General features: G+C 60.8%; 14 protein-coding genes and 2 pseudogenes. 6 read left to right on the forward strand and 10 right to left on the reverse strand.

Translation table 11 applies throughout. The features are described from left to right. Positions 1-312 precede the first annotated feature (312 nt). Entirely contained in the window at positions 313-585 is a 273-nt protein-coding gene (locus tag M1D34_RS29370; protein WP_498784656.1) for a DUF1476 domain-containing protein, read from the forward strand. Between the two features lie 47 nt (positions 586-632). On the opposite strand, the gene M1D34_RS29375 is transcribed toward M1D34_RS29370, so the two are convergent. Beyond that, the gene (locus tag M1D34_RS29375; RefSeq protein ID WP_498784658.1) at positions 633-929 is read right to left on the reverse strand and encodes a hypothetical protein; all 297 of its coding nucleotides are present in this window, start codon (positions 927-929) and stop codon (positions 633-635) included. 174 nt (positions 930-1,103) lie between these two features. Continuing rightward, the gene (locus M1D34_RS29380) at positions 1,104-1,511 is read right to left on the reverse strand and encodes a hypothetical protein (protein ID WP_498784660.1); all 408 of its coding nucleotides are present in this window, start codon (positions 1,509-1,511) and stop codon (positions 1,104-1,106) included. 427 nt (positions 1,512-1,938) lie between these two features. Between M1D34_RS29380 and M1D34_RS29385 the strand changes: the two genes are divergently transcribed. Beyond that, the gene (locus tag M1D34_RS29385; protein ID WP_498784661.1) at positions 1,939-2,340 is read left to right on the forward strand and encodes a RidA family protein; all 402 of its coding nucleotides are present in this window, start codon (positions 1,939-1,941) and stop codon (positions 2,338-2,340) included. A gap of 560 nt (positions 2,341-2,900) precedes the next feature. Here the strand turns inward: M1D34_RS29385 and M1D34_RS29390 are convergent. Together M1D34_RS29390 and M1D34_RS29395 are read right to left on the reverse strand one after the other, a co-directional pair. Continuing rightward, entirely contained in the window at positions 2,901-5,810 is a 2,910-nt protein-coding gene (locus tag M1D34_RS29390) for an autotransporter family protein (RefSeq protein ID WP_498784663.1), read from the reverse strand. A gap of 126 nt (positions 5,811-5,936) precedes the next feature. Further along, positions 5,937-6,527: a hypothetical protein gene (locus tag M1D34_RS29395; protein WP_498784665.1), complete on the reverse strand. Its 591-nt coding sequence runs from the start codon at positions 6,525-6,527 to the stop codon at positions 5,937-5,939. 293 nt (positions 6,528-6,820) lie between these two features. Between M1D34_RS29395 and M1D34_RS29400 the strand changes: the two are divergent. Continuing rightward, positions 6,821-6,934 (forward strand): annotated as a pseudogene (locus M1D34_RS29400) (tyrosine-type recombinase/integrase); the annotation flags it as partial. Between the two features lie 325 nt (positions 6,935-7,259). Here the strand turns inward: M1D34_RS29400 and M1D34_RS29405 are convergent. Together M1D34_RS29405 and M1D34_RS29410 are read right to left on the reverse strand one after the other, a co-directional pair. Further along, positions 7,260-7,703 (reverse strand): cupin domain-containing protein, encoded by a 444-nt coding sequence (locus M1D34_RS29405; protein ID WP_498784667.1) that lies wholly within the window; start codon positions 7,701-7,703, stop codon positions 7,260-7,262. Positions 7,704-7,738: 35 nt separating this feature from the next. Then, a complete protein-coding gene (locus M1D34_RS29410) occupies positions 7,739-8,188 on the reverse strand; it encodes a VOC family protein (protein ID WP_498784669.1) in 450 nt (149 codons plus the stop codon). A gap of 54 nt (positions 8,189-8,242) precedes the next feature. On the opposite strand from M1D34_RS29410, the gene M1D34_RS29415 reads away from it, so the two are divergent. Beyond that, the gene (locus tag M1D34_RS29415) at positions 8,243-8,848 is read left to right on the forward strand and encodes a TetR/AcrR family transcriptional regulator (RefSeq protein WP_498784671.1); all 606 of its coding nucleotides are present in this window, start codon (positions 8,243-8,245) and stop codon (positions 8,846-8,848) included. A gap of 552 nt (positions 8,849-9,400) precedes the next feature. Here M1D34_RS29415 and M1D34_RS29420 read toward each other — a convergent pair. Both M1D34_RS29420 and M1D34_RS29425 read right to left on the reverse strand, forming a co-directional pair. Next, positions 9,401-10,498, reverse strand: a complete 1,098-nt coding sequence (locus tag M1D34_RS29420; RefSeq protein ID WP_498784673.1) for a nucleotidyltransferase family protein — start codon at positions 10,496-10,498, stop codon at positions 9,401-9,403. 231 nt (positions 10,499-10,729) lie between these two features. Further along, positions 10,730-11,097: pseudogene (locus tag M1D34_RS29425) on the reverse strand (adenylate/guanylate cyclase domain-containing protein); the annotation flags it as partial. A gap of 349 nt (positions 11,098-11,446) precedes the next feature. On the opposite strand from M1D34_RS29425, the gene M1D34_RS29430 reads away from it, so the two are divergent. After that, positions 11,447-12,028 (forward strand): dienelactone hydrolase family protein, encoded by a 582-nt coding sequence (locus tag M1D34_RS29430; RefSeq protein WP_498784675.1) that lies wholly within the window; start codon positions 11,447-11,449, stop codon positions 12,026-12,028. Between the two features lie 507 nt (positions 12,029-12,535). Here M1D34_RS29430 and M1D34_RS29435 read toward each other — a convergent pair. Beyond that, entirely contained in the window at positions 12,536-13,864 is a 1,329-nt protein-coding gene (locus M1D34_RS29435) for an ATP-binding protein (RefSeq protein WP_498784677.1), read from the reverse strand. Positions 13,865-14,128: 264 nt separating this feature from the next. Here M1D34_RS29435 and M1D34_RS29440 point away from each other — a divergent pair, with 264 nt between their 5' ends. Next, the gene (locus tag M1D34_RS29440; RefSeq protein WP_498784679.1) at positions 14,129-14,977 is read left to right on the forward strand and encodes a MipA/OmpV family protein; all 849 of its coding nucleotides are present in this window, start codon (positions 14,129-14,131) and stop codon (positions 14,975-14,977) included. A 62-nt stretch (positions 14,978-15,039) separates the two neighbouring features. On the opposite strand, the gene M1D34_RS29445 is transcribed toward M1D34_RS29440, so the two are convergent. After that, on the reverse strand, positions 15,040-15,738 hold the full coding sequence (locus tag M1D34_RS29445; protein WP_498784681.1) for a response regulator transcription factor: 699 nt from the start codon (positions 15,736-15,738) through the stop codon (positions 15,040-15,042). Positions 15,739-15,856: the final 118 nt, after the last annotated feature.

A 15,856-nucleotide genomic window follows, 5' to 3' on the forward strand; every position in this document is an offset into this window, starting at 1 on the left:
AGTCAGGACGGTAGCCCCAATGCCGTGATGTCGGCCTGGGTGGCATCGTGAAAGCCCCGGCGAGTTAGCCCTTCACTGTTGAGGATGGCTGGTTCGCTAGCCTGGACCATCTACGTATAGCTCAACTGCGGCAGACAGAGCGACCACCCACGTACACGATCCCGGCTTGCCAGCATCATCCATTCGCGCCATGCTCAAGTCCGACGACCCTGGCCATCTGATATCGGACAGTCGGAAATCCACACTGGAACTGGAGGATAAGCCGTGAACAACATAAGAGATCGTCAGGAAGGCTTCGAAAAGAAGTTTGCGATGGACGAGGAAACGAAGTTCAAGGCCATGGCCCGCCGCAATAAATTGTTCGGGCTGTGGGCCGCCGAAAAGCTCGGCAAAGCCGGGACGGATGCGGACGCCTATGCGAAGGAGGTGGTGCAGGCCGACTTCGAAGAGGCGGGAGACAACGATGTGTTCCGCAAGGTGCGCAACGATTTCGATGCGGCCGGCGTCGTCCTATCAGATAGTCAGATTCGCAGCACCATGGATGAACTGCTGTTGGCTGCAGCCGAGCAGATCAAAAACAACTAAGCACCGCTTAGCCCTACAGAAGTAAGGCCGCCTGCACAACGTGCGCTTCACCCGAGGTACGATTCTCGGCCGAAACCCAGTTTCCGCAGGACCACTTGAGCACGCTCGAAGGCTGTCGCGAGGGCGCGTTCAGCCTCGATCAATTGTTGCATAAGCGTGCAGCGTTGCTCGGCTACGATTCGAGATTGTGCTACAAGTGCGTCCAGGTCTGCTGGCGGCGCCTTTTGCGCCTGACGATCAATCCATTCCTGCAGTAGGGCCCGTCCTCGCACGTCGAGTTCGTGCTTCCGCTGTCGGAGCCGGTCGGCGTGGCATTGCGCCTTGTTATACTGTTTGAGCGCCATCGCGGCTTCAAGCCTCAACCTCATCGGGAGAGGCCCGGCAACCGGGCTTGCGTTTCCCATATACAGCTCCGCTTTCCCGCAGGCCCCTCGTTCGACCTTCAATTGGCGCACTGTTCAGCATCAGGAATAAGGTGGTAGCGCCGAAGCCGCAACCCTCGTCCGGCTCAGGGCAGCTCACGGGTCGTCCAGGCGCTCGCTATTTATCGCCGGATTTTGTGCGCGACGCTCTGCTTCCTCAATCAGTTTGAAGGATAAGCCTTCCGGGTCGTTGATTTCGGCAAGTGTAAGCCTGCCGTCAAGCATCACCGCCAGAAAGCGCCGGCAGATGTTCCCTGCCATTGGAGTTCGATCTGTAAACGAGGTCCCGATAAGATCTGACTCTTTGAGTTCGGGTACCATCAAGGCCGAGCATTTGCTCACAAACTCCTCGGTTGCCCCTGTCCGCTTCCGCAAGGCCGCGATGGCTCGCTCGTACTCACCGTACGTTATTGCCTGCGGCGCGGATCGAGGTGCAAACTGCCAAATTGCGGCCATGCACAACAACCCGATTATCATGCTGCCGGCCACAAAGCGAATGTCCATCAAAATGCTCGCGAGAAACGTCGTCCACCTGAATGCCTAAACATCAATCATACATCCCCAGGCGTCCGCCACCGCACTATCACATTCCGCTCTGATAACATTCGAAACCCGGCTTGGGCAGGCTGTGGGGCCCGAAGGTACAGAACGACCCAACCAGGAGGTTCCCTATGAAAAGCGCTAGCAGTTTGTCTGTGCGTGTCCTATGTCCGGCCCCGTCTCGCGCGGAAGCGTGACGATGAATGGGTGATCACTCACGAGCATCATTCCGTTCCGACGATCGAAGAGCGATTTGACAGCTCATAATCCTAGGCAGTGTTCGAGCGCGCAGCGCGATCGGGACGAGCAAGAAAGAATCCGCTTTTCCACCCGATGAAGACGGTGGCAGGTTTCCTGCAAGCGCCGCAGCTTTAGAAGAGGAGAACGATCTATGTCGCATCTTTGCGTGAATCCCGAAGGAATCAGTACGCCTGAGACCTATTCTCATGTTGTCGTGGCCAAGGGCAACAAAATGATCTTCGTCGCCGGACAATATCCTGAGGATGCGGATGGCAAGCTGGTGGGACCGGGCGACATGGTCGCGCAGGCCAAAAAGGCCTTCAGCAACCTCGGTCTGGCGTTGGCCGCAGTCGGCGCACGTCCCGAGCATGTGACAAGACTCGGTATCTATGTTGCCAACTATAAGCGTGAATATCTTGAGATGATCGAACAAGGCCGGCTGGCGCTGTTCGGCGACCATAAACCCACAGACGTACTGGTCGGCGTCGCAAGCCTCGCCAATTCAGGTTATCTGATCGAAGTGGATGCAATCGCCGTGATCGACGACGAGTAGCACTGCACGCAGGGTCAGGGAGCGCGCAAAAGTTTGATGCTATTGATGACGCGTTCCGCCGGTAGACGATCGCGCGTCCGACGATCGGTCGGGCGCCGACGGACCGTGAGCGTGCCGTCGCCTTTCAACCTAGCCGAGTTTTGTCTTACGGAGGCGCGCCATGGCCATCCCAGCCGGAGCATCGACACTATCGGTAACATTTTGCTTGAGGCAAAGCGGGGGTCAATTCCTCGCTTCGCTCGTGAGTCGAATGGGGGGTGCCCGCACGCAAAGCGAACGTCGAGTGTAGGCGCGTGAAACGAGAATTGGGATGGAGCAGGGCTTCAGGAAAATAGGTGAATCGGAGCGCCAAATCTCTTGGCGTTGCCCTACCATGCGGCGCTTGAGGAGCCGCGTTTGCGCTGGCTTCAAGTGCGGTTGCTTCCGGCTTGTGACCGGAAGGAATGCCCACATCTTACTGTTTCCCCCGATTTCGCAAAATCGGAGCCAATCGCCTACGTGCCCGGGCGCCTGCAGCATCGGGAACCGCGATCCGTGCGAACGGCCTTTGCGCCCCTACGTCAGAAGCGGTACCTCAATCCGACAGAGCCGGTTTGGCTGTTCAGGCCCGAGCCGAAGGCGCCGTCATATCGGACAGTGGCCGAAAGAGCGCCGCCCGACTCGAACGAGACGCCCACGCCGACCGCAAGGCGATCGCGTGCCGTCGCCGCCGCGATCTCGTTGAAGTTTGCACCCGCTAGGGCGATCGCCAGCTGGCTTTCCACGTTGCGGTCGCCGAAACCGCGCTGGTAGGCAAGCGAGGCTTCCGGCGAAACCGACCAGCCGGCTCCTGTTTCGAAGCGGGTGCGCAGCAGCACGCCGATGCCAGCAAGGCCGCGGTCCGCGCTTTCGTCGTTGGCCGACAGGCCGAGGATCCCTGCACCACTCTCGCCGAAGCCGTCGCGGCGGATGCTGGCAAGGTCGAGCGTCACCTGCGGCGCCAGCACGGTTTGCGGGCCGAGGCCGAGCCCTGGCGCAAGGTTGTAGGATGCCGCGAGCGAGCCGGAAAACAGGTCGGCGCTGGTGTCGGAGGTGGCCGCCCAGCCCGGCAGGTCGAAGGCGCGGATCGTGTCGATGCCGGCGCGGCCATAGGCGAGCGCGCCCGTCAGGCTCCACGGGCCGCCCTCCCATCCGGCATAAAGGCCGATCCGACCGATGTCGACATCGGCGCCCGAGGCGCTGGTGTCGACATCCGCATGTGTATGGCCGCCAGCGATGCCGAGCACGAGAACGCCGCCGCCCAGGTCCGCTGCTATGTCGAGACCGGCGAGCAGCCCGCGGGTGCGGGCATCGAAACCGGAGGAAGCCTCGGAACCGTCGACCTCGATGCCGCCGGTCATTCCGCCGATCCAGGCCCGCGGCGCGTTCGCCACGTTTGCTGGTCCGATCTCCGCACCCGGGCCTGATGCGCCCGCCTCCCTGGCGAAGGCCAGCGGCGCCACTGCCGTGGCTGTCGCGCCCACGAGGTCCTGCCGCCCGTGTGAGCGCAGTGAGCGGATGAAAGACAGGTCGGTGTCCAGCAGGGCTGAGAGGGTCTCGGGATATATATCCTTGTTCGAAAAAGTCCCGGTAGCGGCGCCCTTGGTGATCCCCAGGGAGACTTCGTTGGGCGTGTAGATCGGAACGATGTCCAGGTCGGGAATGTCGTCGCGCACACTGCCGAAGCGGCCGTCGACGCCACCGCCGGCGGAGAGGAAGACGCCATCCGGAACCTGCGTCAGGCCTTGCGGCGAAACGCTCACCACCAGCACGCCGTCGTCGATCCTGGCGACCCCGTCCGCTTCGAGTCGCGCCGGGGTGCCGTCGCTCTCGATGCCGATCAGGAGAATTGAGCCTTGCGAAACATCGACGTCGCCGGCGACCCGAAGCGTGCCGAGACCGCCGTCGCCCGGCGCGACGATACCGTCCTGGTCGGCATACAGGCTGCCGACCCGCCCCGTGCCGGACAGGACCGCATCAGGCGCGACGTAAATGTCGAGCCCGGCAATGTCGGCGTCGACGACAAGTTCGCCCTCCGCCACTATGCCGGACGCGGCGAAATCCGAGGCGTTGCCGTCGAGAATCCAGCGGCCCGCGCCGGTCTTCCAGAATTCCTCGAAGCCAAGGATCTGCTCCTCGTCCTGGTTGAAGGCGAAGCGGCCCTGCGTGCCGGCGGCACCGTCGAGGACGAAACGATCGATCTCGTCGGGGCCGTTGGTCACATTGCCTTGGGCATCCAGTTCGCTTCCGATCGAGACGCCAGTGAGCGAATAGGTCGGCAGAAGGATCAGCTGGTCGTCGCCGCCCCCCAGAAACAGCGCGACGCCGTTGGTAGCAAACCCGCTGAGGGTTCCGACCCCGCTGAGGGTTCCGGCAATGCGAACTGTGGTGTCGACCGGAAGCCGGGTGAAGGAGGTCGGCTGCTCGTAGATGCCGATGAAGTGTTCGGAAGAGACGACGCCCCCCTCGCCAATATCGATGAAGGCCTCGGGCTGGTCGGGTCCCGGGCCGAACAGGGGCCGCGCCGCGCTGACGAAAATACCGGCTCCGCCGTCGCCGAAGGCTTCGACACGACCGTCAACCGTCATGCGCGCAAGCAGCGACGAGCTGTAGGGATCGACGTTGCCCTGCAGCGCGACGGCGTCGGACGCCGCTCCAAAGGCCTGAACCACCCCGCTTTCGCCGATGTCCACGGTGGATCCCTGGTAGACCGCGATGGCGTTGGCGTGGAAGCCGAAACCGGAATCGCCGCGGGTGACGACGCTACCGTCAACCCTTATGGACGAATCCTGCCAGACCCAGATGCCCTGCGCCTGACTCCCGAGCCCCTCGACCGATCCCGTCTCCGTCACCACGATCCTGGCGCGGTCGCCGGCGAAGATCGTGCTCCCGATGGTCCCGAGCTCGTCCGGGTCGCGGAGGCCGGTGGTGCGGACAGCGCCGGAAATGGTGAGGGCGGCATCGTCTCCCGCGAAGATGCCGGTCCCACCCTTACCGCTCGCAACGATCGAACCGCCTTCCTGCAGCAGCAATGTCAGGCGGTCGCCGGCGCGGACCGCATTGACGCCCTTGCCCGAGCTCAGGATGTTGCCGGCGGTGATACTGGCATCGTCCCCGACCTGGACCGCGTAGTAGCCGGACTCCACCCGAGAGTCGTTGTCGGTGCGTATCGTTGCGGAGTCGCCGAGGTGGATGGCCTGGACCGATCCGCTCTGGATGCCGCCGCCTGGCCCGCTCACCTCGACCGTCACGTTGGATGCGGCAGGAGCGTTCACCCCGGTGGTATCCGGCCCGCCTTCCGGACTACACAGGACGGTATCGCCGCTGTCGGGCTCATTGTCAGAGCAGGCGGCCAGGGCGCGATCCTGCGCCCCGCCCAAGGCGGCAGCAATCGCGAGAACCGATGTGGTTCGACGCGCTTTCGACCAAAGCGTAGGCTGATGGCTGCGCACGGCACCACTCCAAAGAAGATTTCGCCATTGCTAGCCGGGAGTTGCCGATCGTCACAAGGGGCAACTCAGGCGCGGCACGGATTCCACCGGCGTGTTTCCCAATTGCAACAGTAGCTTAGCGGAGCGCTATCGCTCCCTTTCGCGCAGAAGGGCCATAGCCCTCCTTTCCATGGCAGCGCGGCGAACTTCCGGCCATTCCGAGCGCAGCAGCCCGTGGAGAACTTCGTCATGCCGGCGCAGGCCGTCGGCGGAGAGGATTTCGCTACGCAGATAGCCTTCTCGCGGCACGCCGACACGCTCGAGCAGATGGATGAGCACGAGCTTGTGGGCGGCAATCCGGCTGGAAATTTTTTCCAGCTTTGCCGCTGTGAAGACCCAATCGAAAAGCGTGACGCAAACTCCCATCACCCCGGCTTCCTTGCGATGCCGCCGATCACCGATGACCAGGGTCCAGCTCGCGGTGCGATGTCGTGGATTGGCGTCGAAGGTGGCAATCCCGATCAGCGTGCGGGGGTCGAACGTATAGATGCCGACAAGGATCGAGTTCTCGCCGTCGAAGCTGGACGCATAGCGCCGAACCTCCTCTTCGCTGTAGCGCCGGGCTGCAATGTTCAGACCGCGCGCCAGCTGCTCGTCGGCCAGCCAGGTCTGCAGCAGCTTGAGATCGGCTTCGCCAATGCTGGCGATGCGATAGGGATCGGATTCTATATCGGGCACTTGGCTTCCTAAACTCTCTGAACCAGCAAGCGCCGCCCTGGGGCGCGACGGCAGGCTGCCAGCCCATCCTTGTACGGTTGACCCGGTCGCGGAGGGGCCTGGGCTAGCTCACACAGCTTAGGGCAAATCAGCTAGGACGCGAAGGGGCTCCAACCTCACGGTCGGCAGAATCGCACCTATCGTTGATGTGTACCATCCGCGCCCCCTTCCTCGCAGTAGCCTGAACTAATCTCCCGCCGGGACACCTCATGGCGTTCCCGGCAGGGCACTATGACGGCTCCTGTCTGCAAACGAACCTGCGCGCCGTCCAGCTCTTGCTCGGTCACAAAAAGCTGGAGAGCACCGTACAATACCTCGGAATCGAGGCGGACGACGCCCTGGCCATTTCTGAGCAAGTTGAATTGTAGTACTGATGGCGGCGCTTCTCATCGAAGCGTCGCCATCGCTGGTCCCGCTGACGGTCAGGCATAATCTTTTTGCCACGGATCGAACCGGAAAGATCGACCCATTGCGGTCGTAGCGACCTACGAGGCCTAGGGCGGCTTACACCCATTTGAAGACGATTTTGCTGACAAGCGATGGCGAAGGCACCAGTTATTGCAATCCTATGTTTGCCTGGAAATAGCTCAGCTGGCCGACGCCCGGACGTGTGCTGCGGATCGAGTTCTAGCAGCCCGGGCCGCGCTCCGTGAGGGCTTGAGGCGCTCTCACTCAGGAACGCTTTCGACCCCACTAGACCTGTTGCTGGGCGGCGAACCAAGCGCAGATCGTGGGCATATTGCGCTCGAAGCCACCGGGTATGAAAAGATTGAGCAGTCTCGCGGTCGTCTCTCCGGTATTTCGGAAATCGTGGACGACGCCGGCCGGTATTCGCAGGAAAGTTCCCGGCGTGCAGTGCCGCCAGCAGGTGCCGACGAGGATTTCGGGCACACCCTCGAGCACATAGAAGACCTCGTCATTTGCGACATGGCTGTGCCGGCCGACACCGTTCAGGCCAGGCTTGAGTATCCACTCTGACACCGAATAGGCGGCCTCCGTCTCAGCTTCGTCGGCCTTGAACACGCCGGTGAGCAGGCCGAGTCCGTAGTGCCGCCCTTCTCCCGGCTGCAAAAGGATGATGTCGCGACGGCTGTGCGACAGACTGTCCTTGGCTATGCTGTTCTCTAAGAGAGCCATGCCGGCTCTTTCAGTTCGATTTCCGTCCGCCCAGTTCATGCCCCCGTCTCCTCGTTCCAGCGGCGCTGCATCTCTTCCGGCGCCAAATCCTCGATCTTCTGCGAGAGCATCCACCGATGGCCGAAAGGATCGACGACCATGGCGACGCGCTCGCCATAGCCTTGATCTGCAGCGGAACGCAGAACGACGGCCCCGGCCTCGACGGCGCGGGCAAGATCGGCATCGACCGACAGAGTTGCGAGGTGGAAGGTCACGGGAGAGCCACCGATCGTGTCTGGGCTCAGTGCACCGAAGTCGGGATACTCGTCGGCAATCATGACGGTGCTTTCGCCGATCGTGAGTTCCGCGTGGCCGATCCGACCGTCCCGGGGATCGGTTAAACGGAAACGCTCCTCGGCGCCGAAGGCGCTTCGATAGAAGTCAATCGCTTCCCGCGCATTCTTGACGATGAAGTAGGGCCTCAGGGACGAAATCGAGGTGGACATGGCCGGCCCCTTGTCGCTGGTGTACTTTTACGTTACGTTACGTTTCATAATTTAATGAGTCAAGAGCATATGAGCCCACTGAAACGGCGCGGAAGACCGCCAAACCTACTGACCCGGGCGAGAATCCTGAAAGCGGCGCACGACATGTTGATCGAGGAGGGATTTGGCCGTCTAACCGTCGAGGCCGTTGCCGCGAAGTCGGGAGTCGGCAAGCCGACGATCTACAGGCAATGGGCGAACGCCTCCGAACTCGCCATGGCCGCCTTGATGTCCGGAGATCCGGGCATCTTCGCAGGAGGCGGGACAAGTCTGCGATCGGCGCTCACGGCGCAGATGCGATCGCTGATTCAGGCTTTTGCCACGACGAGAGGGCGCCAAATTGCCATGACGCTCGCGGCCGCCGACCCCGAAAGCGAGTTTACGAAAGCCTTCCGCAACCAGGTCATCCTCTCGAGCCGCGAGGCCGGTCGCGCCTTGTTGATCGAGGCGGCCGCGCGGCAAGAGATTGTGTTGCAGCAAGATCTCGAGGTGCTGCTCGACATGATTTACGGACCCGTCTTCTACCGGCTGCTCGTCGGGCATCGCTCACTCGACGCGGGCTTCGCCGACAGCATTGTCGCGATTGCCATGGAAGCAGTGGCAGCCCGCGCAGAAAGGTAGAAAACGAGAGCGCGGGACCAAACCCTCGACCAGTAGAGCTGTCCAGCCGTCCGTCAAGGACGCGTGCGGCATGTCGTCATACTTGTAGGTAATCGGCCCAAGGGTACAAAGGAAACGAACCTCAAGTGAAGCTTGAATGTGCATCCCAATTGAACCTTACGAAATGCCGCCGTGGACTCGAGGTTGACGACGCTCGGGAGAAAATCTCCGGTACGCAAATTGCCATCGGATCATTTACCTCGATGGCGAAGGGTGGGATTTGCCGCGAGTCAACAGTGCTCGCCGGGTTGCGGGCATAGGCATATCCGTTGAAAGTCCTCCGAGATCATTGTCCGGTGTTGCCCGCATAGCAGCCGCCGTATGCTCGAGCGTCGAACTTCCGCACCACCCAACCGAGACGATCGGCGCTTGCCCACGCGGCGCAGCGGCAAGCCGACTGCGAATCCCTCGCCTTGAAGGGAATGGAACTGCAGGCCCTGGAGTCCAGAATCGCAGCGATGCCATTCATGCAAAGGGGAAACGCAGCCAAAAAACCACCAACGAGCTTGTCTGCTATTTAACGGCGGCGCCGGTAAAGCCTTCGAGTTCCGCTCCGATTGATGATAAGGCGTCTCCAAGACTGCGCTCGGCGGCTGCCTTTCTTTTTTCCGGAAGCAGGCTAAGGCCCTTCTGGATCGCGGCGCGCCAGCTCTGACCTCTGCCCCAGGCCTCGGCAAAGACCTCCGCGAGTTCCTCTTGTCGGCGTGTGGCTACCAACGCGTCGATCAGGAGGCTGGCCTGATACACGTCCTTCTCCCGTTTCGCGATGCCGTTTACATCCGACTGCCTGCGGGAGGCGACGATCAGTTTGTGCACTGCATAGCGCTCCGGCGATGGCACGATCACGGGAACACCCGAGCGATGCAGCATGACAGTCCGGACGGGCTCATGGATCAGAAAATCCAGAAAACGCAATGGCTGTGCCGACGCCCCGCCAAGCGCGGGCATCGGGCTGGCATGATCAGCATAATCATCGGAACCCCGATTGGGTGTGAGGAATTCGACCCGGTATCTGGCTGCATTCTCGAACTGCGTGGTCCTGTGCGGGTCTGATCGATGTGGTATCGCCCTGAAAGTGGCGTCAACGCTCTTCAGAATGTCGATGACGGGCGGCAGGCTGTCTTCGACAGTCGAGGACACCGAATAATGCTGAGCGAAATCAGCGTCTCCAGTCTGCAACGAGGCTCCGGGCAGCCGGACACCCAGGTATCCCGCATAGGTCTGGAAGGCGACCGTGCCGACGAGAACACCGCGTAGCCGGAAGATACCAGCTGCTCCCATGGCTGCGACCACGTCTCCCGTGAACCGGTCGGGACCCGCTAGCCCGGCCTCCCGGGTCAGGGTCGACACCAGTTTTCGACGGCCGCGCAGATCATCCTTGATGCTCTGGAAGCTCTCCACACGTCGTGCAATCTCCGGATCATCTGCTGGACCGACATATTTGCGTGTTTTCTTTGGCTGGGTCTCCTCGAAATACCAGTAATATCTCCCCTTCACAGGAACCCGGACGAAATTGCCCGACGTGGAGAAGTCTGTCTCAAACGACGCATCAAGGCTACGCTGAACGAGCTCTGCGAACATTGTCCGGTACATCAGGTCGATCGTCTTCATCAGCAAGCTCGCTATAAGATTTACGCAATTTTCTTATAACTTGCACCACGATTGGCTGGCAAGGGCCGCCTACTATAAGACGATCGTGAAAATCTTATAACTAGTCGGTCCCCGACGATACATTTATGCGATTAGGAGGCCGACGACATTAGCCGTTACTTCTCTGGCAGCCCTGCCTTGATCAGGTCACTCACCTGTCGGTCCAGAATGTCGTGGCCGAAAAAGGTGACACTGTTCGAGCCTTGCCGCAATGTTCACGCCCTCGCCAAGCCGATCATCGCCCTCGACGATCACTTCGCCGAGATTGATGCCGATGCGGACATCGATCCGCTTGTCTTCACCAAATCGGCATTACGCTCGACGAGACCTCGCTGAAGCGAGACGGCGCATTCGACCGCGTCTACAACGCTTGCGAATTCCGCAAAGAGGCCATCGCCGGTCAACTTGAAAACGCGGCCGTGATGCTTCTCTATTTCGGGTTCGAACAGCTCTTTGCGGTGCGCGCGGAGACGATCAAAAGTCCCCGCCTCGTCCTGCTCCATCAGGGCTGAATAGCCGACGACATCCGCCGCAAGGATCGCTGAAAGCCGCCGTTCCATGGCCATTATCTCCGAGGAGATGCCCCTCAATTCTAACAGAGATGGCCAGAGAAAGCACCCTCCCGAACCAGCAGTTCAGCGCCGCGCGCTGAGGAAGCAAGCCGTCGGCAATGCTGTCACCTATCCGGTTAGAGCTCGCCGCCGCGCAGCCGCCGATGCGCGATGTCGGCGGTCTGAAATGCGGCGCGTTCGATCGCCGAATGGGCTGTTAGCTAAGCTGGGATGCCGGGCGATCAGAATGTGCCACCGGAAACGTTACTCCGAAAACGTGTGCGCATTCTTCCCGGCGAGACGATGCCGCTGTAGAGTGATCGAACGTTCTCCCGACCATCCCACCTAGAGGCTCCATATGGCTGAGGTCTTGCTGTTCCACCACGCACAGGGGCTGACACCCGGTGTGCGCGCGTTCGCCGACGACTTGGGGGCCAGGGGCCACATCGTGCACACGCCGGACCTGTTCGACGGACGCAAGTTTCAGAGCATTGACGAAGGTCTCGCCTACATCGGTGAGATCGGATTCGACGAAATGCGGGAGCGCGGCGTTCGCGTCGCCGACGAACTGCCTTCCGAGCTCGTCTACGCTGGGTTCTCGTTCGGTGTGCTGCCGGCACAAAAGCTTGCACAGACACGGCCCGGCGCCCGCGGCGCCCTACTCTTCTACTCTTGCCTGCCGATCAGTGGCGCGTGGGCCTTCGGACCGTGGCCGGATGGCGTCGCGGTCCAAATCCACGGTATGGACAACGATCCGATCTTCGTCGGCGAGGGCGACATCGACGCCGCCCGCGAGATTGTGGAGAAGGTCGAGGACGCAGAGCTTTTCCTGTACCCCGGCGATCAGCACTACTTCGCCGACAGCTCGCTTCCGTCGTACGACGCGAATGCGACCGCGCTACTCACCACCCGAGTGCTTGAGTTCCTGGATCGCGTCTGAGCTTTGCCGGCGTGACGCCGTCGTTCTAAACGGTTTGGCTTGAAAGGATCGGCTCTGTCGGGGTGAGCGTCAGTTCCGGGTGATACATTATGCGATCTTCTTGAGCACGGAACGGGAACTCGAATACGCTGCATCAAAGGATCTACAGCTGCTCTCGACTCGAAGCAGACTCTCAAAGGCGGAGTCGTGATTGGTCGCTTTGCGCCTCCATGTTGCACGTCCGCACCACCCGATCGAGTTCCTGAAAGTGTCCGCTAAACTATTGGCCTCGTACTGAATGGGTGAATGGGTCGACTTCCGCCTTGGTACGGGAGCGCCGACAGCGGACATTGAACCACCGGCTAGCTGTCTGCGCTTCTGACCGTATCGGGAGCCTGACGAATCTTGTTTAGTATGCGCAGAAAGCTTGTTTCGGCGGTGACTTGATTGGGAAGCCGTCCTGTCGCGTTGTAGATATCCATCGGGCAATGGCACCCTGTTCTTCCATACTGTCATCTGCCATCTGTTTCACGCGCGCGACAACGCTAAGGTGATGGTAGCGGTGAGTCCATTCGGGCGTCGGTCAAGGAGTTCCAGCTTGCCGCCGTGGGCTTGAATGATCTCCGTCACGATAGACAGACCAAGGCCGAAGCCCGCGTCCGTATTCCCGCGTGCGGCGTCCATTTTGAAGAACGGTTCGAGAACGCGGCTTCGATATTCTTCAGGAATGCCTGGGCCATTGTCCATGACATTGATGATTGCATGGCGGCCGTCTGTTCGAAGTTCGACATCGAGCTTCGTTGCAAATTTTACGCCGTTTTCGCAAAGATTGGTGACAGCGCGCGTAAGCGCGAGCGGCTTGAAGTTCGCCACCATCCGTGCCGGGCCGCTATAGCTTACCTTGTGCCCCATATCTGCGAATTCGTCGCATACGGTCTGTAGTATGGAGGCGAGATCTGCACGCTGAAACGCTTCCTGCTGGTGATTGTAGCGCAAATAGCCGAGGCTTTCCTTCAGCAGGCGGTCGATGCGCTCGATATCGGTCAGCAGTGCCTCGCGGACCTCCTGCTCCTTTACGCGCTCGGCGCGAAGCCGCAGACGCGTCAGGGGGGTGCGCAGATCGTGGCTGATGCCGCGCAGCATCCGCGTGCGCCCGTCGACCATGGTGGAAATGCGGCTCTGCATGGCGTTGAGCGATCGGGCGAGCGTCACGATTTCGACACTGCCGCGCTCTTCGAATGGTGCCGACCCGAGTGAGATGTCAGCCTTCATGGCCGACGACGCAATCCGGCGCAGCGGGCTTGTGATCGCCCAGACGGCGAAGACGGAAAGCAGAATGATCAGCGTCACCGTTGCCACGAGGTAGTTCGAACCGAACCTCAGCGCGTCGTTGCGGAGAAAGCTCTCGGGCCGCAGTTCCGTGACGACCAGTGTGTCCGTATCAACCTTTGATGCAAGGACGCGCTTGCCATCGATGAAGGTTCTCCATCCCCCGAATGGGACCGGCCGGTCTTCCGGAGGGAGCAAGCGATCAATGGCGATCTGGACTAGCGGCTCGTGCGGCGATGACGTGGTGAAATTGTCGAAATAGGAGAGCGGACGCAGGTCAAGTTTCTGCTCGCCGCGATTGGCTGCCGCCAGCACGACCTTTCTTTCCTCAGGGGTTGCATGCGCCAGAACCGAGGCGATCGCCGAAATGCGAGCTGACATGCCTTCCAGGTCAGGAGCCTTGTATTCGTCCCGAACCCAGCGTTCCAGCGTCGAGCCGATGACGAAGGCGATGATCAGGCAGGCGAGAATGACGGCGGTAATTTGGCCATGAATTGTCGAGCTCCACCGGGGCAATTTAAGTCGCAAGATCTCTCCTCGGCGGTCACGCCATGCGTCACGCGAATAGTCGGCCCATGTTCCGGGCCGCATGGAGAAGATAACGATTTCGCCGCTCGTCCGACATTAAGTTTTGTGTCGACCCGAGCGATGGCCGCTCTTTTCGAGGGTGATGACGCACCTGCAACAAAGCGTAACATAAAGACACGCTGCTCGAATTTCATCCATGACATGAGGAAGGTGTTGCATACGCAGCCCGCCTTGGCGGCGCCGTGTCAAATCACTGGAGCACCCATGTCTTTTAATCAATGGACCGATCGGCGACTTCTATCGAGCGCCTTCTGCGTCACTTTCGTGCTTTTCGGCACGGCTCCTGGCGCGCTTGCCGCCGATGCGAGCCTGTTGGAGGCGACCCCGGAACCGCCCTTCGACCGGGAACGCTTCAACGTCGAGAAGCCGGAGCGGAAATGGAGTCTCATCGTCGGCGCCGGCGGCATCTATGAGCCAGAATATGAAGGCGGCGACAAGTTCGAAGTACAGCCCGTACCATTTATCGTCTTCACGTATGGCAAGTGGCTGAAAATCGACCCAAGAGGCTTGACGATCACCCCGTTCCAGCAGGACGGCTTCGCAGTGTCGGCTACGGTCGGCTACGAGGGCGGCCGCGACGAAGGCGACGCGGATCGCCTCAACGGGTTGGGCGACATCGATTTTGCCGCGACGGTGGGCGCCAAAGTGTCCTACGACTGGAAGGGGCTTGAACTCTATGCCGCTGTCGACCAGACAATCGATGGCAGCGAAAGCCTGATCGGAACCTTCGGAGCCGAATACCAGGCACCCGTCACCGAGCGGCTGATCCTTGGCGCCAGTGTCGAGGCGGTCGTCGCCAATGACAAGCATATGGAAGCCTATTTCGGCGTGAACGCCGCCCAGTCGGCACGCTCCGGTCTTCCGGAATACGAGGCGAAAGCCGGCCTGAAGCGCGTCGACGTCTCGGCCTCCGCCACTTATCTGTTGAGCGAGAACTGGCTCGTCCGCGGTGAAGCGGGTGTCGGCATCCTGACCGGCGACGCGGCCGACAGCCCGATTGTCGAGAAGGAACTGCAACCGTCCGCCTCCCTATTCGTCGGCTACAAATTCTGAAAACTGTTCTTAATTACGCGAAAGCCGGGCCGCCGCCCGGCTTTTTCGTTGAGCGGAAATATTCAGACCTGCTCGACACTGGCGGTGAACATGTAGCCGCCGAGCCTAACCGTCTGTAGCAGGACCGGGTTCTTCGGATCCGCCTCGATCTTCTGGCGCAGGCGGCTGATATGGACATCGACACTGCGTTCAATCGGACCCGCGAGACCGGTATGGGTGAGCGAGAGAAGTTCCTCGCGAGTGATGACCCGACCCGGATTGCGGCAGAACGCGAGGAGAAGGTCAAATTCCGTCGTCGTCACCGCCACCCGAGCGCTGCTCGGATCGTGCAATTGCCGGCGCAGCGGATCGATCTGCCAGCCTTCGAAGCGCAGCTTACGGCTAGCCGTGTTGACGAGGCCGTAGGAGGCCCGCCGCAAAAGGCTACGAATACGGGCTACGACCTCACGCGGGCTGAATGGCTTGGTGACATAGTCGTCGGCGCCGACTTCCAGCCCGACGATGCGGTCGATTTCCTCGCCGAGCGCGGTTAGCAGAATGATCGGCGTCTTCTTTTCCGACCGGATGCGGCGGCAGATGCTGAGCCCGTCTTCTCCGGGCAGCATGACATCGAGGATGATCAGGTCGAATTCGTTGCTGCGCAACAGGGCGTTCATCACATGACCGTCTTCAGCAACGGTCGGGATCATGCCGTTCTCCTGAACGGTCAGCGCAAGCAGCTTGCCGATTTCCGGATCGTCCTCGACGATGAGAATTTTCACGCTGACACTCGTTGCTTGCACTGCCGTTCTTCCCCTGCCCGAAAAACTGCGACACTACCGATGCCGCAGGCCGCACATGTTTCGCTTTATTAAGTTTTGTTGCCACGGTTGGGAAGGC

This window comes from Ensifer sp. D2-11, from assembly GCF_054161295.1.